Below are 22,177 nucleotides of genomic sequence, written 5' to 3' on the forward strand. Positions count from 1 at the left end.
TGCACCACCTGTGGCGAGCGGTGGGCCAGGACGGAAGGCGCCTGAGAGCTACATCACGAAGTCGAAGGAGATGAAGGCAAAGCTGCAGTTTGCGAAGGAGCCTCTGAAGCACGAAGGCTTGCCAGAGCCCACGCCTCCACACGATCCGCGCCCCTGCAGCGCATCAATGACCGAATTGGGCAATGTCGACAAGCAGGGCTTTCCTCTCATTTCGGCGTCCCTTCCTTGCAACAACCGCCGATCGTGCCCCCGAGAGCAGCCTTCGACGCAATGCCGGTGCGCGTTTGCCCAAAGTCGAGGGGCGCGCAGCGAATTGCCCCGCTTCCGACCCGCCATCGGGTCCTCATGATTGGAAAATCCCGTTGATTCTGCAATGAGTGGTCGATGCCAATTCCGATATCTTCCGAGCCGGAGAATGCAGGGGCCCAGAAAGCGGGCATCAGCCCCGCCCTAGCCCTCTTGCTGGCAGCAGGATACGGACTGCTGGCCTACGCCTCGATCCAGTTAACGATCTCTTCCGGTCGAATTGCCGCGTTCTGGATCGGCAACGCTGTCCTCATCGGCCTGCTGCTTGGAAGCAACCTCCGGTCCAGGGTAATCGTTGTCGTGCTGTGCTCCGTCGTCAGCATCGGGGTTAACCTGGCTGTTGGCGACGTCTGGCCGGTAGCGATTGGGTTGAGCTTGGCCAACGCCGTGGAAATCATGGCCGTGCTTTACCTGCTTGACCGGCTCGTGGGTTCCGACAGCAATTTCGGCTCGCTCAGGGACATCGGACTGCTCGTCATCGTGAGCGTCATTGCGCCGGTGGTGCCCGGGATCGGAGTGACTGCTCTGTTGCACGGCTTCACGGATGCGGAACCTTTGTCGACACTGGTCCGGTGGATGGCTGCCCACAGCCTCGCCATTCCGATTTTCGGCTCCATGGCACTGATCATCAGGAGAGAGGCCAAGCAACCGTCTCTCACCGGTCTGTGGACGTCGAAACGCTGGCTCGCTGTGTTGCTGGCGCTTGCCGTGGCGGTGCCGGCGATCTTTGCCCAGTCCACCTACCCCTTCCTGTTCCTGGCCGCTCCGGTGGTGGTGCTGGCCGCTTTCATGACGGGAAAGCTCGGCACCGCGATCGTGGTCGCGGTTTTCGCGCTCGCTGCTTCCATCGCGACACTGCTTGGTTCCGGTCCCATCACGCTGGTGCAGGGCGGCACCCGCGAAGAGGTTGTCGCAATGCAGGCGTTTCTTGCCTCCTGTCTCGCCATTGGCCTGCCGGTTGCCACCACTCTCGCCAACAGGTCTGAGATAAGGAAAGAACTCAAGGAGAGCCGCGATTTTGTCAGCTCCATCCTCGAAGGCATCAGCGAGGCGGTCTTTCGCGTCGACCGGGAGTGGCGCTGGACCTATCTCAACCGCCGCTGGACCGAGATCACCGGGGAAAGCGCGGAAGACCAGATCGGGCGCTTGGCCTTCGGGACGATCGCAGCGGAAGACACCGCTGACTTCGCTGCCTTCAAGGCGGAAGTCGAGAACAGTCCGTCAGGGCACCGGCGTTGCCTGCTGGACCTGGTAACCGACGGCGGCGAAACAGTCCATCTGGAGGTCGACATTGTCGGTCAGTTCGATGCGGCCGGGGCATTCGTCGGCGCCATCGGGACGGCCAGCGACGTCACAGAAGCGCTTCGCCAGCAAAAGGAACTTGCGCATAGCCGGGAACAGCTTGCCCTGCTCGCCGACAACGCAACAGATGCCGTCTTGCGGCTCGATCTGAACGGGATTTGTCGCTACGCTTCGCCTTCTTCGCGCGATGTATTCGGGATCGATCCTCGCCTGTTTGTCGGCAACCAGTTCATTACCGGCTTTCACCCCGACGACGAGAGAAGAGTTGAGGAGCAGTTTGCGCTCCTGAGGAGCGGCGAGATCGACAGAGCCCGGCTGTCGTTCCGTTCCGCCAGCCTGGTCGAGGCGGGAACCTATAACTGGCTCGAAGCGAACTGTGGCCTGTTGCGCGACCCCTTCACCGGCGAACCGCGCGAGATCATCGCGTCGCTACGCAACGTCAACGAGACGAAGCGGCTTGAGGCGCAATTGGTCGAAGCAAAAGAAGCTGCCGAGGTGGCCGCAGCGGCGAAATCCACCTTCCTTGCCAATATGAGCCATGAAATCCGCACGCCGATGAACGGTGTGATCGGCTTTACCGAAGTGGCTCTTGCCGGCGAACTCGATCCGGATCAGCGGCATAATCTTGAAATGATTGCGGAGTCTGGTCGAGCGATGCTGCGCCTGCTCAACGATCTGCTCGACTTTGCGAAGATCGAATCCGGCCAGATGACGATCGCGCCAGAAGCGACCGACCTGCGTCACAAGCTCAAGAGTGCGATCCGGCTGATGGAGCCGGTGGCCGCGCAGAAGGGACTTTTGCTTTCGCTGGAAGTGGACCCCGACGTCCCCGACTGGGTCGAGCTGGATGCACTGCGACTGCGGCAGATCGTTCTCAATCTGGTCGGCAATGCGCTCAAATTCACCGACCACGGCGCAGTGATGGTTCGTGCCAGTGCCGACAATCACGGCAAGGAGCTTGCCATCTCCGTCGCCGATACCGGGATCGGCATCGACGGAGACAAGATCCAGCACATTTTCGGCATGTTCACGCAGGCCGACGATACGATTGCCCGGCGATACGGCGGGACCGGTTTGGGCCTGCCGATTTGTGCCCAGCTCGCCACCATGATGGGAGGCACTCTCACCGCCGCAAGTAAACCGGGTTCGGGTTCGACTTTCACGCTAACCTTGCCACTGACAGCTTGCGATCCTCCCGCCGAAGCGCCCACCACAAGGGTCGGAGATCCTGCGACTTTCATTCCCGGAACCGGCCGCATTCTTGTCGCCGAGGACAATGCGATCAATCAGGAGCTTACGACGACGATGCTGGCCAAGGCGGGTTACGAGGCCGAGGTCGTTGCGGACGGCCAGGCTGCCGTAGACCTGATCCTCGAACGCCGTGCCGCGGGCCAAGGCTTCGATGCGGTGTTGATGGACATGCAGATGCCGCGAATGGACGGACTACAAGCGACCCGCGCCGTTCGTCTCGCCGGGATCGACGAGCGCGAACTGCCGATACTGGCACTGACGGCCAATGCCTATGCCGAGGACATCGCTGCGTGCCGCGCGGCAGGGATGCAGGGGCATATCGCCAAGCCCTTGCGGATGAGAGACTTGACTGCAAAGCTTAGCGCCTGGCTGGGTCAACCGACGAAGCTCGACCCTGACACCGTCGAGCAGGAACAAGACCCGCGGCTCATCGCCATGTTCGCTGAACGAAAGCACCACGCGCTCACCCTGATCGAAAGGTCACTTGGCGCTATCGACCTCGACGATGAAGCACGATTGGAATTGGCGTCGGCGCTCCACCAGATCGCTGGAGTAGCGGCATTCTTCGGAGAATCGGAACTGGGAGAGGATTGTCTCGAAGCAGAGACCGCTATCGAGACCGGAGAGGCCGGTAAGGTGAGAAAGCTACTGGGCTTACTGCGCGACCGCTTGGCAAAGTAACCCCGCTTAGCGGTTCAGCGGCTGGCAAATCCGACCCGCGGGACCGCCGCCCATGCGGTCTCCTTCTTCAGGAAGCTGCGGATACCGCGCACCCGGTAAAGCAGGTTGATCTGCCTGAAGCCGAAGTTCTCGATGAAGGCTGCGGCACCGATCCTGGCGAGGTCGCGAGCGCTGGGGGCGCGACGAAGTTGTACTTCTTCGAGCGCCAGAGTGCCGAAACTGATTGCTGTCCCGAAGAGGACCGTCAGGCACAGGAAGGCAAGCGCGATGAGCGGATCGAGCACACCCAGCAGCGCCGCAGCGGGCACCACCAGATAACCCAGCAGCTCCGCCGGTGGCCCGATGACGTCCTCCAGGACCAGCTGTGGCATGCCGACGAGGCCGATGCGGCCATAGCGCGGGTTGAAAATCATCCGCCGATGGGCCGCCAATGTTTCCAGCGCCCCCTGCTGCCACCGCGCCCGTTGGTTCTTCAGTCCGGCCAGATTGACCGGCGCTTCGGTCCAACAAACGATGTCCGGCACGAATTTGACCGCGTAGTCTTCGCCCTTCTCGCGCATGTAGCGGTGAATGCGAACCACCACTTCCAGATCCTCGCCTACGGTGTCATGACGATAGCCCCCGATTTCCAGCAATACCGACCGCCGGAACATGCCGAATGCTCCCGAAATCAGCAGCAGCGTATCGATGCTGGCATTGGCGACGCGCGCGGTCAGGAAGGCGCGCAGATATTCCACGATCTGGAACCGCGGCACCCATTCGCGGGTCACGCCGATCTCGCGCAGGGCACCGCCTTCGATCGTGCAACCATTGGCGATGCGGATTGTCCCTCCGACCGCCATCAGGCGACCATCATCGTTCATGAAGGGCTCGGCGGCACGGAGCAGCCCGTCGGGTTCGATGATCGAATCCGCGTCGATGACGCAAACGAGCGGTGTCCTGGCAAAGCCGATCCCGGTGTTGACCGCATCGGCCTTGCGGCCGTTCTCCTTGTCCACCACCAACAGGTTGGGGAACTTGCGCGAGCGGAATGTTCGCAGCACCCTGGTATGCTGCAGCACGGCAATCTGCTCGCGCTCGCATTCGAACAGGTCGAAACCGTTTATCAGTGCCCCGACCGTATCGTCCTTCGAGCCGTCGTTGACGACTATCACCTCGTGATGCGGATATTCCAGCGCAAGCAGCGCCTTGACGCTGTCGACAATCGTCAGTTCCTCGTTGTAGGCGGGCGCAATGACGCTGACCGGCAGGGTCAGGTCGCCGTAGCGGTGCCACAGCTCGGCAGCGCTCTTGCCCGGCCTGATGCGGGTGGCGAAATGCCACGCGGCGAGAATGAGCTGGATCACGCTCACCGCGTTCCGGGCAATGACCACGGCCAGACAGACCAGCGCCAGCGCGAGGATGCCATCTGCCAGGGCTGCTCGGACGACTTCCCAGTTCACGCGACTTCCCCGAATGTTTCGTCGCTGGGGTAATGCCGGACCAGCACGTCGAGCGCGTGCTCGGCCCGCAGGCGGACCCACAGTTCCGGATCGCCCAGCAATTCCTCCAGCTTCGGGACGGCGTCAGACAGTCCCAGCGAGGCGCAGCAATTGGCTGCCTGAACCCTCACGAACGGTGTCGGATCGTCCAGAAGCTCGATGACCCAGTGCGCGACGGAGGGATGACCAATCTTCGCTGCCGCGCGCAAGGCTGCGCTGCGAAGTTCCGGACTGTCTGTGGCGGCAGCACGGGCAAGGACGGCGAGGACGTCGGGATTGTCGGCCCAGCCGAGTGCCTCCACGATCCCCGCCCGCCGCCAGTGCGGCATCGGGTCGTCGAGGATTTGCAAGAGATGATCGCAATACATTTCGGCACATGCCCGCAGCAATGCCTGGTCAAGCTTGGTCGGCTTGCGATCGAACATGCCGAGAATGCGGATCAACTCTCTTGGCGGCGGCAATGCCCGCATCGAGGCCAATGCGAAGGCTGCTTCCATTTGCACCGTTGCATTGGGATCCTTGACCAGCATCTGCCGCAATCGGGCAATGCACGCCTCGCTGCCGAACTGCTGGAGCATCCTCACTGCTTCGATCCGCTGTGCTGCCCGGATCCGTTTCGACTGGCGGATGGTTGCTTCCAGCAAGCCGTCGAGCTCCGCCATCTGCATGAGGCGATCGCGTTCTCCCCCGCGCAAGAGGAGGTGCAAGTGGCTGACGGCCGCCAGCTTCACCTTTACCGGCCAACTGCCCTCGGTGGACACCGGCTGGCCTGAAACGCGCTGCAGATAACTTCGCGTGATTGCTGCCAGCATCACGCGATGACGCGCCTCGATCCGTTCGAGGCGCCAGCGGCGATAGAGCAGCGCGATGAAGAACACGATGATCGCAGTCGCACTGATTGCGGTCGCTTCGATGATGAGGGCAACCGGATCCATTCAGCCACCGAACGACCAGACAAGTCCGATGTTGGCACCGACCCGTTCGTAGCTGTCCTTGCGGTCCTCGTATTCCCCTGCCAACCGAAGCGAGAATCCGTCGCCGAGCGGGATTGCGGTCCCTGCAGCGAGCGAGCGCAACTGGCGGGTGCCGTCAACTTCGGCATCGGGATAGCTTGCCGCAATGATGAAAAACGAAGGTGCGTTGATCGGCGACAGGTCGGCACGCAGGGAGCCGCCCAAGCGGTAATCTTCACCGCCGCCAAACAGTTGGATCGTCTCCCCGGTAACGGACAGCCAAGGTGTCACTCGCTGTCGAAGACCGAGGCGAACGATCGCGACGTCATCGAAGCGATAATCGGCGTAGCGCAGGCCGAGAAGCAGCTCGGTTCCATCGGTCAGACCAACTTCGGCACCGGTGCCCAGGCTCCAGCTCTCGCGAAAATCGGCGTCCGGGGTGATACTCCCCGTCAGGAAGACCCGGTGCGGGCCCGCCGCAAAATCCAGTCGCCCCGCAACGCGCGTGTCGATCAGGCCGCGATCCTCGCGCTCGATTTCCAAGGTCGCGCGGCTGTTCTCTCCCCAACCGACACCGAGTGCCGCCTGCTGCGCGGTCCAGGTGACCCCTTCGGCCAGGGAAAAGTCGGCTCGGGAAACGGTTGTGCCCGCCGAAACAGAGCGAATGCGCAGTTGTCGCGAGGCGTCTCGCGCCGCGGCGGCCGCGGCAAATTCAGCCAATCCGGGATAATCCGGCCGTTTCTGCGCGACCACTGCTGCTTGGGCTTGCGCTTCCGTGAGTTTGCCACGCCACAGCAGGATATTGGCTCGTCCAAGCTGGACGTCCGGGTCATCCGGTGCCAGCTGCAACGCCCGGTCGATTGTTTGCTGGGCAGCGAGAAGATCGCCTGCGGCCGCCTCGACCGCAGCCAACCGGCGCCAGAGGTCGGCATCCTTGGGCGAGGCCAACAACAGCTCCTGCAGGATTACCTTGGCGCGATCGAAATCACCTGAAGCGAAAGCCGACTGGGCGGCTGCGATGTCTTCTGCCGCAGCAACGTCCTGTGCCATGGCCGGGGCTGACCCGGCGATACTTGCAAGCAGCGCAAGCGACAGGCTGATCCGCGACCTCATCGCCCGAGCAACTTGGCTATGCGAAACAGCAGTTCCTGCGGGATGAAGGGTTTGGTGAGATACTCGTCCACACCCCCCTTCAGCGCGGCGAGAACATCGCTTTCGCTCTTGCGGGCGGTCAACATCACAACCGGGATTTGCGCTGTGGCCGGATCGGATTTGATCCGGGCGAGCACCTCCGGACCTGCGACCACGGGCATCATGGAATCGAGGACCACGAGATCGACCGGTTCCTTTTCCAGGGCCTCGATAGCGGCCATTCCATCGGGCGCGATGATGACTTCATGCCGCAGCGCTTCGAGCCTGAAGCGGAGCATTTCCGTCAGAATGACATCATCGTCAGCAATGAGAATCCGAGCCACGGCGACCTCCGGCAATGGCGAATTTCTATCAACCCATGGTTAATGTTGACTAAACAGGGCCGACGAAAACGGCGGCTAGGGACTGTCAAAGCAAATGGACGCGCTCGCCGAAGGGGGCCAATCGATTACTGGCGGGACATCTCACGTGCTGAAGCGGCATGGGACACCGGGCGCCTTCCTCATCGACGGTCTGCCATCCTGCGGCGCATCGCCCAACTCGCGGTGGATGGTTGGCATAAGATCGCGCAACGCTGGCTCTCTCGCACTCAGACGAGTTGCGGTTATCCTGATAGCAAAGTCAGGAGCAGGAAACGACAGGGTCCTTTTCGCAGCGTGGCTGGCTTCCCGTCGCATCGGTATCGGGCAACTTCTCGAGCTCCTCATCCAGTTCCGCGGCCCTGTTTCCTATCTCCTCGGTCGTTTCCTGATAGCGCTCGTCGAAGCTAGGCTCTCCCTTGCAGGCTGCCATGACCAGGAACGCCAGGAAGATGAGCATGCGTCGCATCAGTAGTTTTTCCGGTACTGCACATTGATATCGGTCTGGCCCGATCCGCCTGTCTGGCTGAGGATGGAGAGCGCGGGGGTTAGGCTGATCTCGAGCTGGGTGGCCGTGTAGCCACGGGCGTCGGTGATGAATTCGATGTAGATGTCATCGGTGATGTACTGCCCGGCCGCAAGCGCCGTGCCGCGCCCTTCGGTCTCATCGGCACCCAGGATCCGCAGCCGGTCGATCCCTGTGGCCGAGCGCAGCCTGCCGAGCGGGTCCAGCCCGCCGCCGGTGCCACGCAGCGAATTGAGCGATGCAGCCAGTTGCACTGCCTGGATGGTGGAAAGATTGCCGATCGAGCTGCCGAACAGGATTCGGGCGAGGATTTCGTCCTGCGGCAGGCCGGGGACGCTGGTGAAGGCAATCCGGGGATCGAAGGCCCGGCCGGTGACGGTGACGTTGACGCGGACATCCTCGATGGTTTCCGCCGCGACCAGCGTGATGGTGGGATCGAAGGTCTTGCCGCCGGTAAAGCCGATCCGCCCCTCGGTAAGTTCGAACGAGCGCCCGGCGAAATCGAGCGTGCCGCGGATCAGCTGGACGGGACCCACAATGCGCGGCTCGGCGCTTGTGCCGGTGATCTTCAGGTCGGCCCGCCATTCGGACTCAAGCCCCATACCAGACACATAGAGCTGGTCGTTGGCTTTGACGTCGAGATCGAGCCTGACCAGGGCAAGCAACCCCGCGGAAGGTTCGGCCGGTTCGTTTCCGGTAATGCGCGCCGGCCCGCGCGGAGGCTTGAAGCGGACACCCGAAAGTTCGGGCACTTCCGCCGCGCCTTGGCGGGTCAGCTGGTAGCGTGCTTCGGGCATCGCAATGGTACCTGACAGCAGGGCGGTCTGGCCCGCTGTCTTCGTCAGACGCGCGTTCCCGGTGGCTGACATGGCAAGCGCACCGCTTCGCGACAGGCGCGCGTTCTTCATCTCGATGGCGATGTTCATCGGATAGCCCTCGGCCGCAGCGAGGCTGGCGTAACCCGTTGCGCTGACAGTGCCACTGCCCGCAGCAGCGGTCAGCCGCTCTATCTCCAGCCGCGCCCCTTCGAACCTGCCGACCAGCGTCATGCCGGTGAGCCGGGTGCCATAGGCCTGGTACTCGTAGGTGAGGTCCTTGCCGCGAACGATGCCGGCGAGTTGGGGTTGCGCCACTCGGCCGGAGAAATCGGCTGCCATGCCGATCGATCCGGCCAGGCTCTGGTCGCCGAGGCCTGTAAAGGAGAACAGCGTATCAGCCGGGCCGTTGTAGCGGATACCTCCGCCGAGCGGTGCGGAAAGCAGGCGATTGGTCCAGGTGCCGGTGCCCGGCGGAAGCGGGCGCAGCGAGGCGACCATGCGCCCGATCACTGCTCCGCGCTGGCGCAGCACGGCACGTGCCTCGCCCCCGTCGGGCAGCAGCTTGCCGACGAAATTGACATCGACCGGCTGGCTGACCGACGCCGAAGTGGTTCGGGTGAAGCGGGAGATGGAAAGCCTCGCGTCCGCGCGCGGGAAGGCGTTCGAACTTGGCTGCTCGAAGTCGAGGCTGCCGCTCGCCCGGCCGTTGACGCCAAGCGAGGGGTAGAAGGCATTGGCAATGCCGAGATCGAGCGCGTCGAGGCGGCTCTGGATCTTGAGGCCCTCGCCATAGGTGCCGGCGATCCGCGCACTGCCGCGCCCGAAGTCGACCTTGGTCGGCAGCAGTTCATAGCCATCGGTGCCAGGAATGATCCGAGCCGGACTAGTGGTCCTGAAGTCGATCCCGCGAACCCGGCCGGTTAATGCCACGCGCCAGAGTTCGGGCTGAAGCTCGGCGTTGGCAGCAATACGGAACGGGACGCCGCGCACCCCCTCGGCAACCAGCTGCGCCTTGCCCCTGCCGCCGCGATAATCGATCTTGGCCCGTGCCGCATTGATGTTCGTGCCGTTGAAGCTGGTGCGGTTGATCTGCGCGTCAGCGATCACCTGAGGCTGGTCGAACAGGATAACCCGCGCATCAACGATTGCGGAGCCGACCGAGAGCTGCGCGGGGCCGGGCAGGACGGTGTTCTGCGCACGCAGGTTGACCAGTGCTTCTTGGTACTTGCCGCTGGCATCGAGCCGGGCCAACCCGCTGACCCCGCGCCCGTCCGCGACCAACTGGCCCTTGAAGGGGCCCGCCGCAGTCTGGACCAGCGAACCGGAGAAGGCGATGCCGGCGAGGTCAGCGCTGTTGATACCCAGCGTAAGCTGCTTGCCCATTCCCAGCGAGACATCGGCGGTCAGGGGGCCGTAGTCGGTCTGCCCGCGTGCATCCAGGCGATAGCCGCCGGGCGCGGTCACGACATCTGCCTCCAGATCGGCGAGGCCGATACCCAGACCGGGGCGTGCGGCTGTCACGGTGGCGCGGATATCGTCCATCGTTCCGGCCAGCCGCACCCCGACCGGCCCGTATCGGTCGGTTACGCCACTGGCTGCAAGGGCGAGCGTGCCATCGGGTGCATAGGTGCCGCTGCCGCCGGTGACCCTGACATCAGGGGCGGTCAGGCGAAGGTTGGAAAAGCGAAATATCCCGTCGGTGCCGTAGCGGACATCGCCCGCGGCCACGAGATTGCCGCCGAGGAAGGCGCGCACACCTTCGCTGAACAGGCTGGTCGAACGGGCGCGCAACTTGCCGGCAAGGGCAAATCCGGACTCGCCTGATCGCTCGAGATCGGCATCGGTTTCGATGTTGAATATGCCGACGCTTTCAATGCGGTAACGGTCGATCTTCCCGTCGATCGCGCCAGAGTAGAACCCCTTCGAGGCATCGGCGAGCAGGATTAGCCCGGCATCGATCCGGTCGGAACGGATCCGCATGTTATCCGACAGGATGCGTGGCCAATCGACCGCGAGATCGCCCGCGAGCGTGACATTGGCAAGGCTGCCCCCGGCCACCGTGTCGAGCCCGGCGATGCGCGCCACCTGGGCCTTGAGCGGGATCATGATCGCATCTGCATCGACCACCGCCTTGCCGCTGGCCCGCAGCTGTTCCAGTCCAATGTCATCGAGGACCAGCCGGTCGGCGTTGATGGTGTATTCGACCGTGGGCGTCGCAAAGGCTCCGTCGAGTTCGAGCAAGGCACGCAGTCCGCGCCCCTGGAGGTTCTCTGCCATTGCCGAGGGGCGCAGCAGGGTAAAACCGAGTTGCAGCCCGTCGAAACTGTTGTTCGACAGGTCGACCATCCCTTTTGCGTTGAGCCGGAATGCGTCCGACGTGACATTCCCGAGCAAGTCGACTCGCCTGTCGGCCAGCGTGCCTTTGAGATCAAGAAGGGTCTCGGAACCGAGCAGGGCGGCAGTGGAGCCTTCGAACAATCGGGAAAGCTGCGTCGGACCAGCGACAGAAAAAGTCCCGTCGCGCGCCTGGAGCGAAAGTCGGGCCAGTTCGCCGGTGCCATAGTCGGCCTCCGCGCGCCCGTTCCACGCTGCCCAGTCACCCTTGCCGCTGATGCGCAAGGCCAAGGGCTCGGACAGTCCTGCGAGGGCCGCAAGTACGCCGTTCTGCGGAGCGCGGAGATCGAGTTCGAGGTCGAGCTTGTTCTGTTCGGGAATCGCATCGAGCACCAGCGCAAGTCGGTCGCCACCGGCATTGCCGCCGCCGGCGATGCTCACTGCATTGAGGGCCACCTCGGCGCGACGGTCGGCGATATGGGCGGTGCCACCGACGCTGACCACTTGTCTCTGCCCAGCCACTGCCGGCTCGGCCACGAGCCGGGCAATCCGCAAGGTGCCGATATCGATGTCGAGGTCGGGCAGCAGCGGTTCGTCGCTGGGCGGAGTGGGGGCAAACTCCGGTACGCGTTGGAGTGTCGCCAAGTCGGCGGTCAGAGACTTGATGTCGATATGACTGCGCAAATAGGCGAACGGTCGCCAATCCACTTGCGCCCGGGGGACGACCAGGAACGTGCCCTTGGGGTCCGACAGTGTCAGGTCATACACCGTCATCTTGCCGTAGACCGATCCCTCGATCCGCCCGACTTCGATCTCGAGGCCGTTTTCGAACTGGAGATCGCCCACCTGCCGGGCAAGGTATCGATGCCCGGAATCGCTATCGATCCACAGCAATGCCGCCCCGACTAGCAGCAGCAACATGGCGAACACGGCGCCGATGCCGAACCCGATGCGTCGGGCAAGCGGTGATTTGCGTTCGGGTGGCAATAGGGGTGGTTCGGTATCGGCCATCAGAACGCCTGTCCGATGCCGACATAGACCGCGAAGCTGCTTTCCCCGGTCCGCCGATCGAGCGGCATGGCGACATCGACCCTCAAGGGTCCGAAATTGGTGTAATAGCGCCCGCCGAGTCCGATCCCGATACGCAAGTCGGAGAAGTCGGGCACTGTCTCTCCATAGACCTGGCCGACATCGGCGAAGCCGACCACGCCAAAATCGCCGAAGCGATAACGCAGTTCCAGCGAACTTTCGACCAGGCTGCGGCCGCCAAGGGGCCGGGTGAGGAAGGGCGAGGCAGTGTTGTCAGGGTCGGTCGGGTCAAACCGCGGATTGGCCAGCAGCGCCTGAGGGCCGAGTTTCTGGTAGCCGAAGCCGCGCACGGAACCTCCGCCACCGGCGTAAAACCGTCGCGAAGGCGCGATATCGGCGCGCTCAACACCCTGGATCGTACCGACGCGGAAGCGCCCGGCCACGACCAACGCGTTGGTCGGCGAGAAATAGGCGGACCCATCGAGCCGCGCGCGAACATAGGGGCTGAAACCGCCCTGCAGCGATCCCTCGGGTTCGAGCAGTGCCGTGAGGCGGAAGCCCTTGGTCGGATTGAGCAGATCGTCGCTCCGATCGATGCCGATTTGTCCTGTCAACCCGCCGATGAAGAATGTCCGGCGGTCAAGCTGACTCCGCGCCACGTCGTAGACCTGTTCATTGGTGGCGAGGATCTGCGCGCCGAAGGCATAGGTAAACGGCTTCTGCCAGATTGGTGTGGAATCGTAACTGATGAGCGCTGCCAGGCGGCCGGTGTAGGCTTCGTAAGCGTCGTAGTCGGCGTGCAGGAGTTCGGCCCCGACCTGAAAGGTCAAATCGCGCTTGCCCGCGTTGGAGCGGCGGAAGGTGACGCTGACGCCCTGTTCCTCGGTCCCGGCGACAGCGCTGGCGATCAGCGCCCCTTCGGGCGGGAACAGATTGCGGTGCGTCCAGCTGCCTTCGATGCGGAACCCTTGCCCCGTGCCATAACCAGCACTCGCGGCGATGGTGCGGGGCGGGCCTGCCTCCTGGGTCACTACGATGGTTGTATATTCGGTGCCGTCACCGGCGTCTTCGCCGGTCTGCTCGGGAACCACCGACACCGAAGTGAACAATCCGGTCACAACCAAGGCCTGCCGCAGGTCGTCAACTTCCCGACTGTCATAGAGCTCGCCGCGCTCGAACCGTGCCAGCAACTCGACGTGGTCGGCGTCGAAGGCGAGATTGCCCTCTGTCCGGAACCCGCCAAACCGCGAACGCGGCCCCGGTTCGACCGGGAGCGTATAGACCCCCTCTCCGGTTTCCTCGTCGAGCAGAATGTCCCGCTGGCCCACCTTGGCGAAGGGGTAGCCGTTCTGCGGCAGAGCCACGGCAACTTGCGCCTCAGCCCCTTGCACGCGGGTAGCGACAATCGGCTCCCCTGCTTGCAGGGCCAGACTGTCGCGGATCAGCGTTTCGGGGACGACCGGGCCGGATTGAATATTGATCGCGGCAAATGTGTAACGTTGACCAGGGACAACAGTGATCCTGGCAGTGACGCGGCCATCGCCATCGTCGCTGGCCGGCTCGATTTCGGTCCGCACGGTGGCCGAGTACCAGCCTTCAGACGAGAGGATGCGCTGGAGCAGGACGGAATCGTCGATCAGTCTTGCGCGGAGCTGGGACATATTGGCGGCACTATCGGTTTCCAGGCCCAGCGCCGACAGATCGGAGAACAAGTCGCGCAGGTTCGTCGGGGTCTGCTCGTCGGCCGGATCGAGACCGGTGAGCTGTACCTCATAACGAATTTCCGTCGCGTCGTCGTCATCGCTCGCCGGTTCGGTGAATTCGACGTCCTCGAGTTCGAATGCGTTCAGCGGCGGCAGGGGGGCGGCAAGCTCCGCATCGCGGATCGGGGCGTCACCGATCTCCTCTACCGGGTCTCCATCGGCAAGAGCGGGTATCTCAAGTGGTGCCTCCTGTCCCTCGAGCGGTTCTGCTTCGGTCTGCTCGGCTGCAAGGCGGCGCTCGAACTCCTCGATCGATTCGAGCGGCATGTCGAGTTCGGGGTCGTCCCGGGGCGAAAGTTCAGGCACCCGCGCGTCGAATTCCTCATCGTCGATGACCACCTCGACATCCGGCAAGGGTAAGCCGGGAGGCGACTGCGGGACATCGAATTCGCTGTTTGCAGTGTCAGTACCCGATGTTTGCTGTTGCTCGCTTGCAGGGACGGCCTGGGCAGCGAGGGATGAAGCAGTCCCGAGCAGGAGCACGGCAGAGGCAGGGAGCCAAAGGCTACCTGACACCATTTTCTTGCGGGTAGTGCCGAGTTGAAATTCCAAGGGCAAAATCACGGGCCCGTCGCGTCCTCCGCACCGAATGTAATCTGCGATCGCCCGATTGATCAGGCACCAGACTAGCCCGCGATCGCGCCGGGCCGCAAGCTATTCGGTCATCAAACGATCGGCGCTAGACTTCGATCCCCCGTTATGAGCCGTTTCGGGCGGCTGCACCTGCTATCGGGATGAAGCAGCGTTCCGCCCGGTGAAGACCCTATCAGCCGCCTGTAGTCGGGATATCCTTGAACGGCACATCCTTGTCGACCCGGATATCGCCGGGCAGACCCAGCACGCGTTCGCCGATGATGTTGCGCAGGATTTCGTCCGAACCGCCTTCTATGCGAGTCGCGGGGGAGCGCATCAGCATCGCCTGGAAGCGGCCGTTCTGTGGGCTGCCTTCGTCCCAGATGGCACCGGACTCGCCTTGCAGGTCGAGCGCGAACATCGCCAGTTCCTGCAGGGTCGAACCGGCCACCAGCTTGCCGATCGAGTTTTCCGGACCCGGGGTCTCGCCTTTCGACAGGGCCGAGATGGCGCGCATGCCGGTGTATTTGAGCCCGCTCTGCTTGACTGCGAACTGCGCCAGGCGTGACCGCACTGCCGGGTCGGCGACCGCCGGTTCGCCGTCGATCTCTGCTTCCATGCAGAACTTGAACAGGTCGGGGAAACCCGTCGACATGCCCGATGCGATGGAAAGCCGTTCGTTCATCAGCGTGGTGAGCGAGACCTTCCAGCCCTCACCGACCGGCCCGAGGCGCTGGGAGTCGGGGATGCGCACGTCGGAGAAATAGACCTCGTTGAAGCCGGAGGCACCATTGGCCTGCTTGATCGGCACGACCTTCACCCCCGGCGTGTCCATTCGCAGGAAGAACATGGTCAGGCCCTTGTGCTTGGCCACATTGGGATCGGTGCGGGTGATGAGCAGGCCCCAGTCGGAGATATGCGCGCCGCTGGTCCAGATCTTCTGGCCGTTGATGATCCAGTCACCGGAGCCATCCTCGGCCGGGACCGCACGGGTGCGCAGGCCCGCGAGGTCGGAGCCGCTGGCCGGCTCGGAAAAGAGCTGGCACCAGATCTCCTCCCCGCTCGCCAGCGGCGGCAGCAGCTTTTCTTTCCATTCCTCATTGGCCCAGGCCATCACCGTCGGTCCGCACATGCCCTGGCCGATGATGAACAGGCCGGATAGCGTGCCATAGACGCCTTCCTCCTGCCCCCAGATCACCCGCTCGATGGGGGTCCGCGCGCCGCCGCCATACTCCTTGGGCCAGTGCAGGCAGGCCCAGCCGCCTTCGGCCTTGGTCTTCTGCCAGGCCTTTGCCGCCTGGACGGGATCAACACTGCTCAGCCCGTTGGAACCGAAGCTGGCGCGTTTGAGCTCAGCCTCGAGATGCTTGGGCGCATTGGCGTCGATCCAGCTGCGCACTTCCTGGCGGAAGGCGGCTTCTTGCGGTGTGTCGTCGAAATTCATGTTCCGTGCCTTTCGGTCAAGCAGCCGCTTCGAGGTTGCCTGAGCTCATCCGTTCGATGAGCAGGCTTTCCCAGGTGGAGAGCGATCCCAGCGCCAACGCCAGCGCGTTGGAGCGGCGGTAGTAGAGGTGGCAGTCGAATTCCCAGGTGAACCCCATGCCGCCATGCGTCTGGATGTTGTTCTTGGCGCAATGCTGGAACGCATTGGTCGCCGAAACGCGGACAGTGGCCGCCGCGACAGGCAATTCGGCGGCACTGGTGGCCAGGGCCCATGCGCCGTAATAGCAGTTGGAGCGCGCCAGCGTGGCCGAGACATACATGTCCGCCAGCATGTGCTTGATCGCCTGGAACGAACCAATCTGGCGCCCGAAGGCCATCCTCTCCAGCGCATAGTCGCGCGCCATTTGCAGCGCCCGGTCGGCGCCGCCCAGTTGTTCGAACCCCATCAGGATGGCGGCCCGGTCCATGACCTGCGTCACTATATGCCAGCCGTCGCCTGCACTGCCGAGCGAAGTGGCCGGCGCGCCGCCGAACACCAGCCGGGCCTGTCCGCGTGTCGGGTCGATCGACTTGAGGCTTTCGCGGCTGACGCCTTCTGCGGAGAGATCGACCAAACACAGCGACAAGTCTTCGCCTTCCTTGGCCAGCACGATAGCAAAGTCCGCGATCATACCATCTGCGACCGGGGACTTGGTGCCGGTCAACCTGCCGCCTTGCAGCTTCGCGGCAACTTTGCCCGGACCCATCCGCCCGCTGCCTTCGTTGATCGCCCAACAGCCAATGGCTTCGCCAGCTGCCAGCCTGGGCAGCCATGCCGACTTCTGTTCTTCGGAGCCGGCCTGCAGCAGACACTCGGCGGCAAGATAGATCGACGACGCGACGGGCACGGGGGCAAGAACCCGCCCCAGTTCCTCCGCCACGACACACAGCTCCAGATGGCCGAGGCCGACGCCGCCATTTTCCTCGGGGATCGCCGCGCCGAGCACGCCCAGTTCCGCCAGACCGGCATAGAGATCGGCGTCGTATAGCGCCTCGCCTTCGAGGACCTTGCGGACTGCCGAGGGCGGGCAGCGATCCTCCAGGAAGCGCCGCACCTGTTGCCGCGATTCGTTCTGTTCGGCCGAGAAATCGAGATTCATGTCTGCTGTGCTCCCCCGTTCACGCGGCGACGGCCAGGTTCTGGCGCCGGACCAGCCGTCCGGGCAGCGCCCCCGTGTGGACCCCGTCGCGATAGGTCACCTTGCCGGAAACCACGGTCGCAACAATGCCTTCCGCCCGCTGGTGCATGCGCTTGCCGCCTGCGGGCAGGTCGTATTCGATGGTCGGGACGTGCAGCCTCAGCCGGTCGAGGTCGATCACGTTGAAATCGGCCTTCATGCCCGGCGCTATCCGCCCGCGATCGGTCAGTCCGACCAGCGCCGCGGGGCGGCTGGTGAGTTCGGCAATGGCATCCGCCAGATCGATCCGCTCGTCCGGCGCGGCATCGCGCACCCAGCGCTGCAGGAAGAAGGTGGGGAAGCTGGCATCGCAGATCAGGCCATAATGCGCGCCGCCGTCGGCCAGCGCCATCACCGTATGCTGGCTGCCGAGCATTTCCCTGACCGATTTGAGATTTCCCTCGGTATAATTGGCGGCTGGCAGGTAGAAGACCGCGTGCCCGTCCTCCGCCAGCAGCGCGTCATAGGCATATTCGTCGATCGGGATACCGGCTGCCTCGGCCCGGGCATCGACCCGGTCCTGCCTGTCGGGCTCGTAGTTCGGCTTGCCCTGCCACTGGTACGCCCCGCGAAAAGCCGCAATCAGCGCCAGCGTGGTAGGGTTGGTATCCTCGGGCTGTTCGGCGAGCAACTTCTCGCGGAAGGCTGGGTCGCGCATCGTCGCCACGCGGTCGGCCAGGCGGAGGTGAGCAATCGCCCTGTAGCTCGGATGGCTGCTGAAGTGGTGCAGCGACAAGTCGAGCCCGAAGAACATGCCGACCGGTCGCGGCGCGACCTGGCCACGGATGGTGAGCCCGTCGGCGGCGGCCTGCTCCAGCCCCGCCATGTGAAAGCGCCAGCCGTCGCCCGGCTGGTTCGGCACGTCGAGCAGGGTGAAGGACACCGGCCGGCCGGATTGCTCGGCCACCTGGCGCAGGATCGGAAACTCCTCTTCGGCTGGTTCCATCGGTGCCGGGATGATCTGAAATACCCCGCCATCGGCATCGGTCAGGCCGCCTGCCAGCGCGCACAATTCATCGACATCGGAATAGAGGCTGGGCGCAAGGTCGCCGGCCTTGGTCCGGTGCATGACATTGCGCGAGGTGGTGACGCCGAACGCGCCGGCCTCGATCCCCTCCGCCACCAGCTTGCGCATGGCGGCAAGGTCCTCGGCGGTGGGCGCTTCGATGCGGGCGGCACGCTCGCCCATGACATAGACCCGCAGCGCGGAGTGCGGGATTTGCGTGGCGATATCGATGTCGAGTTCGCGCTGTTCCAGCGCATCGAGGTACTCGGGAAAGGTCTCCCAGTTCCAGGGCAGGCCTTCGACCATCACCACTTCGGGAATGTCCTCGATCCCCTCCATCAGCTTGACCAGCGTATCGCGCTGATCGGGGCGGCAGGGTGCGAAGCCGACGCCGCAATTGCCCATGACCGCCGTGGTCACGCCATGGCCGGACGAGGGCGAGAGCCGGTTCTCCCACGTCACTTGGCCATCGAAATGGGTGTGGACGTCGACGAAGCCGGGGGTGACGATCTTGCCAGCGGCGTCGATGATCTCGGCGGCAGTCCCGTCGATCTGCCCGACCGCAGCAATGCTCCCGCCGCTGATCGCGATGTCGCAGACCTGCGGCGCAGCACCTGTGCCGTCGTGCATGGTCCCGCCCCGTATGATCAGGTCGTAATGTGCCACAGTCCGCCTCTCCCATCCCGCGCTGGACCTTTTTCGGTCCCTTTTCGCAATTGATTTCACATGCGGGCCTAGGACGCAAAGGGATTCTGCCCCGATTGATGGCGGCACTGCCGATGGCAAGTCTGCTGAAGTTGCCGCCATCGTCGACCAGCCGTCCCTCAGGCTCGGAACCTCGACAGGACAAAACCGGATTGCCATTGTGAAGGGCTCGGGTCCCAGCCCGTTCGAATGGTATGCTTGAGGGTCGCTGGAAGTGTTCAGGCGCTGATCGGCAGGGTCGGCCAGCGCTCGCGGATCGCTCCGCCGTCATAGACGGCGATATCGCCGAATTGCAGGAACAGGGCCTCGCTCTGGTCGGGGCGGTAGAACACCGTGTCGCCCGGCTGGAGGTCGATCCTGTGCGATCCGGTCAGCAGCTCCTGGTTGGAGGAGCGGCCGAACAGAGAGGAATATTGCAGCCCCGGCGGCGAGACCGGCTTGGCCAGCCAGTGCCCGCCATGGACGAAGAAGCCGCGCTCGGTGTTGCGATCAAACCAGTGCATCGGGCCGGACAGCGGCTCGAGGCCGGGCAATTGCAGATCGCCATCGCGTTTCAGCACCGGCGTAGCGATGAAGGCAGCCGGAAGAAGGTCGCCGAGGTCGTCATAGTCGAAGTCGCCCGGCTTGACGAAAGCCGAGCCGACGGAGACCTCGTTTGCAACTGTGCTGCGGCAATGCCAGCGGAAGGTGGGGCTGCCGGCGCTGTTGAGCGTCAGTGCGCCCGGGTCGGCAATACCCGCGTTTTTGAGCGCGGCGATAGCGGTCGAGTAAGCCCCCTGTGACGCCTCATAAGCGCTGTCGGGCGAGGGCATCTTGGGCACATGCGGGTCATAGCCCATCAGTCCGGCGATGGTGGCGCCGTTTGCCTGCGCCTTGCGCGCGACATCCGTCAGCATTGCGGCATCGGCAAAGCCGCCGCGATGCAGCCCGACATCGATCTCGAAGCTGACCTGCAAGGGCACGCCGCGCGCCTTTGCGGCGGTTGTGTATTCTTCCAGCCGCTGCGGCGTGTCGATCAGCCACTGGACTCGGCCGGTTGCTTCGCTCCCAACAGCTTCGGTCACCCGGACAAACTCGCTTACGGGAAGCGGCTTGCCCATCAGGGCACTGGCTTGGGGCTGGAGCGGGATCAGTTGCAGCAGCATCTCCGCGCTGAACACCATCATCCGGTCGGTCCCCATGCCCTGCATGACATGGGCCAGCAATTGCGGCGAGGGGAGCGACTTGGCGACCACCCGCAGTGGCAAGCCGGCCGCATCGGTGCTCTGGCGGATGGCGGCGATATTGGCGTCGAGCCGCGCGCGGTCGATCACCAGCGTGGGCCGCATCAGGCCTGCCTCGCGCAGCGCCTTGGCCAGCGCGGAGTAATAGGGATCGTGCATTCCGCCTCCCACCGCTGGCCGTGCCAGCATCGTGCCTATCCCGGCGACCGCGACGACACCGCCGCTGATCAGCAGGCCCCGGCGTGACAGCCTAGGCATTGCCGAAGATTTTCGAAAGGAAGGGATTGAGCATCCGCCCTTGCGGGTCGAGCGCCTTGCGCACCGCCATCGCTTCGCCGAACATCGGGTAGAGCGCCTTGAGCTCTGCCGCCCCCAGCGAATGGAGCTTACCCCAGTGCGGACGTCCCCCCGCCTCGCGGAACACCGGCTCGATCAGGCGGAACATCCAGTCATGCGCTTCCTTGTAATAGGCATGGACCGCGATGGAGCCGCTTTCGCGCCCGGTGAAGGGGGAGAGCCAGGCGTCATCAGGCGCGATGATGCGCGCTTCGATGGGGAAGAACACGTCCTTGGCGTCGCTTTCGATGCGGGCGATGATTTCGCGCAGCGCGCCGACCTGCTGCTCGATGGGCAAGTGGTACTCCATCTCCTTGAACCGCACGGGCCGCGCATTGGCGAGCAGCTTCCAGCCTTCATCGACCGCCACTTCGTCCGGGGCCTGGTCAAGGAAATGCGCGGCCAATTTCCGCCGCAGCGCGGGCACGAATTCGAACATGTCGCGCAGGCTCTTCAATTCCATCAGCGCTTCCGTGTCGGTATCGGGGCCGCGCGGCTTGACCGGCTCGGTGGTGATGTCGTGCGTCACCAGTGCCGACTTGCCGGTGAAGGGCAGGACGAGGAATTCGGCGTTGCGGTGCTTTTCCGCAAGCGCGGGCCATTCGCTCAGGACCCACTCGGTATCGACCACACGCACGGTCTTCTTGACCCGGCTCAGCGGCCAGTTCTCCAGTGTCACCTGGCTCAGTACACCGAAGGCACCGAGCCCGACGCGGGCGGCGTTGAACACCTCGGGCCGCTGATCCGCGTTGCATTCGATCACCGAGCCATCGGCCGCGACCAGCCGCATGGCGGTGACCCGGCCATGCAGCGCCGGTACGCCCTTGCCGGTCCCATGCGTCCCCGTCGCCAGCGCTCCGCCGAGCGTCTGCTTGTCGATATCGGGAAGGTTGATCATTTCCTGCCCGATGGCGGCCAGGGCAGGGCCGAGCGCGGAGAGCTTGGTCCCGGCACCGACGGTGGCGGTCATGGCCGCCGCATCGCTGCCCGCTATGCCGCTGAGGCGGTCGAGCGAGAGCAGCGTGCCTTCGGTCGGGACAATGGCGGTGAAGCTGTGCCCCGCGCCGACCGGGCGGATCGGGGTCGGCGCAGCGGGCAACAGCGCGGCCAGCTCCGCTTCGTCGGCGGGCGCGGCGCGGCGGGCGGGGTAGGCATGTTCCAGCCCCGACCAGTTGCTCCACAGCGCGCGGCCGTCCTTGTCGAGCGGGGGCGGGACCTCGGGTTCGCGGTCGCGCCAGGCGACCCGGCCTGCGAGACCGCCTGCACCCACGGCAATCGCGGCCGCCGAACCGAGCAGGACCTTGCGCCGTGTCGTCATTGTTCTCTTCCCGCCATGAAGCGCACCAGCGCCTTGAGATCCTCCGGCGTGCATTCGAAGCATTGTCCGCCCGCCGGCATATTGCCCATGCCGCCAATCGCGCTGGCCAGAAGCGCATCCTCGCCCTTGGCCCAGCGCGCGTCCCATTGGGTGCGGTCTCCGGTCAGCGGGGCCTGCGCGTCCTTGACCGTGTGGCAGGCCTTGCACGACCCGTCATAGAGTGCGGCAAGGCGCGCATCGGCGGGTGCCAGGGCGGCGCTCTCGGCTTCAGTCAGCGGCCTGGGGGGTGGCTCGGTTTCGCCGCAAGCTGCAAAGGCCAGAGCCAGCCAGGGCGTGATGCCGCGTATCATCGAGTTCCTCCGAATTCCCTTGAAGTTTTATAGTCATCGCTATATTTCGAG

General features: G+C 64.2%; 14 protein-coding genes. 1 reads left to right on the top strand and 13 read right to left on the bottom strand.

The genetic code is table 11. The annotated features are described in order from the left end of the window. The first annotated feature begins 459 nt into the window (after nucleotides 1-459). Nucleotides 460-3,540, top strand: coding sequence for an ATP-binding protein (locus LY632_RS05250; protein WP_234092754.1), 3,081 nt, complete (start codon nucleotides 460-462; stop codon nucleotides 3,538-3,540). A 14-nt stretch (nucleotides 3,541-3,554) separates the two neighbouring features. On the opposite strand, the gene LY632_RS05255 is transcribed toward LY632_RS05250, so the two are convergent. The 13 genes from LY632_RS05255 to LY632_RS05315 all read right to left on the bottom strand — a co-directional run bounded on the left by LY632_RS05255 (nucleotide 3,555) and on the right by LY632_RS05315 (nucleotide 22,126). Further along, nucleotides 3,555-4,982 (bottom strand): glycosyltransferase family 2 protein, encoded by a 1,428-nt coding sequence (locus LY632_RS05255; protein WP_234092755.1) that lies wholly within the window; start codon nucleotides 4,980-4,982, stop codon nucleotides 3,555-3,557. Then, entirely contained in the window at nucleotides 4,979-5,956 is a 978-nt protein-coding gene (locus LY632_RS05260; RefSeq protein WP_234092756.1) for a HEAT repeat domain-containing protein, read from the bottom strand. The genes LY632_RS05255 and LY632_RS05260 overlap by 4 nt, the downstream gene beginning before the upstream one ends. Further along, nucleotides 5,957-7,024 (bottom strand): tetratricopeptide repeat protein, encoded by a 1,068-nt coding sequence (locus LY632_RS05265; protein WP_234092757.1) that lies wholly within the window; start codon nucleotides 7,022-7,024, stop codon nucleotides 5,957-5,959. A gap of 59 nt (nucleotides 7,025-7,083) precedes the next feature. Then, complete coding sequence (locus LY632_RS05270; RefSeq protein ID WP_234092758.1) at nucleotides 7,084-7,449, bottom strand: response regulator transcription factor; 366 nt, start codon at nucleotides 7,447-7,449, stop codon at nucleotides 7,084-7,086. Nucleotides 7,450-7,747: 298 nt separating this feature from the next. Next, complete coding sequence (locus LY632_RS05275) at nucleotides 7,748-7,954, bottom strand: hypothetical protein (RefSeq protein WP_234092759.1); 207 nt, start codon at nucleotides 7,952-7,954, stop codon at nucleotides 7,748-7,750. After that, the gene (locus LY632_RS05280) at nucleotides 7,954-12,174 is read right to left on the bottom strand and encodes a translocation/assembly module TamB domain-containing protein (protein ID WP_234092760.1); all 4,221 of its coding nucleotides are present in this window, start codon (nucleotides 12,172-12,174) and stop codon (nucleotides 7,954-7,956) included. The genes LY632_RS05275 and LY632_RS05280 overlap by 1 nt, the downstream gene beginning before the upstream one ends. Beyond that, on the bottom strand, nucleotides 12,174-14,294 hold the full coding sequence (locus LY632_RS05285) for an autotransporter assembly complex family protein (RefSeq protein WP_370636558.1): 2,121 nt from the start codon (nucleotides 14,292-14,294) through the stop codon (nucleotides 12,174-12,176). Before LY632_RS05285 ends, LY632_RS05280 begins: the two co-directional genes overlap by 1 nt. A gap of 427 nt (nucleotides 14,295-14,721) precedes the next feature. After that, nucleotides 14,722-15,972: an acyl-CoA dehydrogenase gene (locus LY632_RS05290; RefSeq protein WP_234092762.1), complete on the bottom strand. Its 1,251-nt coding sequence runs from the start codon at nucleotides 15,970-15,972 to the stop codon at nucleotides 14,722-14,724. A gap of 16 nt (nucleotides 15,973-15,988) precedes the next feature. Continuing rightward, nucleotides 15,989-17,110 (bottom strand): acyl-CoA dehydrogenase family protein, encoded by a 1,122-nt coding sequence (locus tag LY632_RS05295; RefSeq protein ID WP_234092763.1) that lies wholly within the window; start codon nucleotides 17,108-17,110, stop codon nucleotides 15,989-15,991. Nucleotides 17,111-17,129: 19 nt separating this feature from the next. Continuing rightward, nucleotides 17,130-18,824 (bottom strand): amidohydrolase family protein, encoded by a 1,695-nt coding sequence (locus tag LY632_RS05300; RefSeq protein ID WP_234093144.1) that lies wholly within the window; start codon nucleotides 18,822-18,824, stop codon nucleotides 17,130-17,132. Between the two features lie 293 nt (nucleotides 18,825-19,117). After that, nucleotides 19,118-20,380: an alanine racemase gene (locus LY632_RS05305; protein ID WP_234092764.1), complete on the bottom strand. Its 1,263-nt coding sequence runs from the start codon at nucleotides 20,378-20,380 to the stop codon at nucleotides 19,118-19,120. Further along, the gene (locus LY632_RS05310; protein WP_234092765.1) at nucleotides 20,373-21,776 is read right to left on the bottom strand and encodes a D-arabinono-1,4-lactone oxidase; all 1,404 of its coding nucleotides are present in this window, start codon (nucleotides 21,774-21,776) and stop codon (nucleotides 20,373-20,375) included. The genes LY632_RS05305 and LY632_RS05310 overlap by 8 nt, the downstream gene beginning before the upstream one ends. Further along, entirely contained in the window at nucleotides 21,773-22,126 is a 354-nt protein-coding gene (locus tag LY632_RS05315; protein WP_234092766.1) for a cytochrome c5 family protein, read from the bottom strand. The genes LY632_RS05310 and LY632_RS05315 overlap by 4 nt, the downstream gene beginning before the upstream one ends. Nucleotides 22,127-22,177: the final 51 nt, after the last annotated feature.

Source organism: Erythrobacter sp. SDW2 (assembly GCF_021431965.1).
GTDB lineage: Bacteria > Pseudomonadota > Alphaproteobacteria > Sphingomonadales > Sphingomonadaceae > Parerythrobacter.

Bases quoted from the DNA above. Each gene is read 5' to 3' on its own strand.
- LY632_RS05260 (WP_234092756.1), bottom strand. From the start codon at position 5,956: ATGGATCCGGTTGCCCTCATCATCGAAGCGACCGCAATCAGTGCGACT.
- LY632_RS05265 (WP_234092757.1), bottom strand. From the start codon at position 7,024: ATGGCACAGGACGTTGCTGCGGCAGAAGACATCGCAGCCGCCCAGTCG.
- LY632_RS05275 (WP_234092759.1), bottom strand. From the start codon at position 7,954: ATGCGACGCATGCTCATCTTCCTGGCGTTCCTGGTCATGGCAGCCTGC.
- LY632_RS05280 (WP_234092760.1), bottom strand. From the start codon at position 12,174: ATGGCCGATACCGAACCACCCCTATTGCCACCCGAACGCAAATCACCG.
- LY632_RS05290 (WP_234092762.1), bottom strand. From the start codon at position 15,972: ATGAATTTCGACGACACACCGCAAGAAGCCGCCTTCCGCCAGGAAGTG.
- LY632_RS05295 (WP_234092763.1), bottom strand. From the start codon at position 17,110: ATGAATCTCGATTTCTCGGCCGAACAGAACGAATCGCGGCAACAGGTG.
- LY632_RS05300 (WP_234093144.1), bottom strand. From the start codon at position 18,824: ATGCACGACGGCACAGGTGCTGCGCCGCAGGTCTGCGACATCGCGATC.
- LY632_RS05305 (WP_234092764.1), bottom strand. From the start codon at position 20,380: ATGCCTAGGCTGTCACGCCGGGGCCTGCTGATCAGCGGCGGTGTCGTC.
- LY632_RS05310 (WP_234092765.1), bottom strand. From the start codon at position 21,776: ATGACGACACGGCGCAAGGTCCTGCTCGGTTCGGCGGCCGCGATTGCC.
- LY632_RS05315 (WP_234092766.1), bottom strand. From the start codon at position 22,126: ATGATACGCGGCATCACGCCCTGGCTGGCTCTGGCCTTTGCAGCTTGC.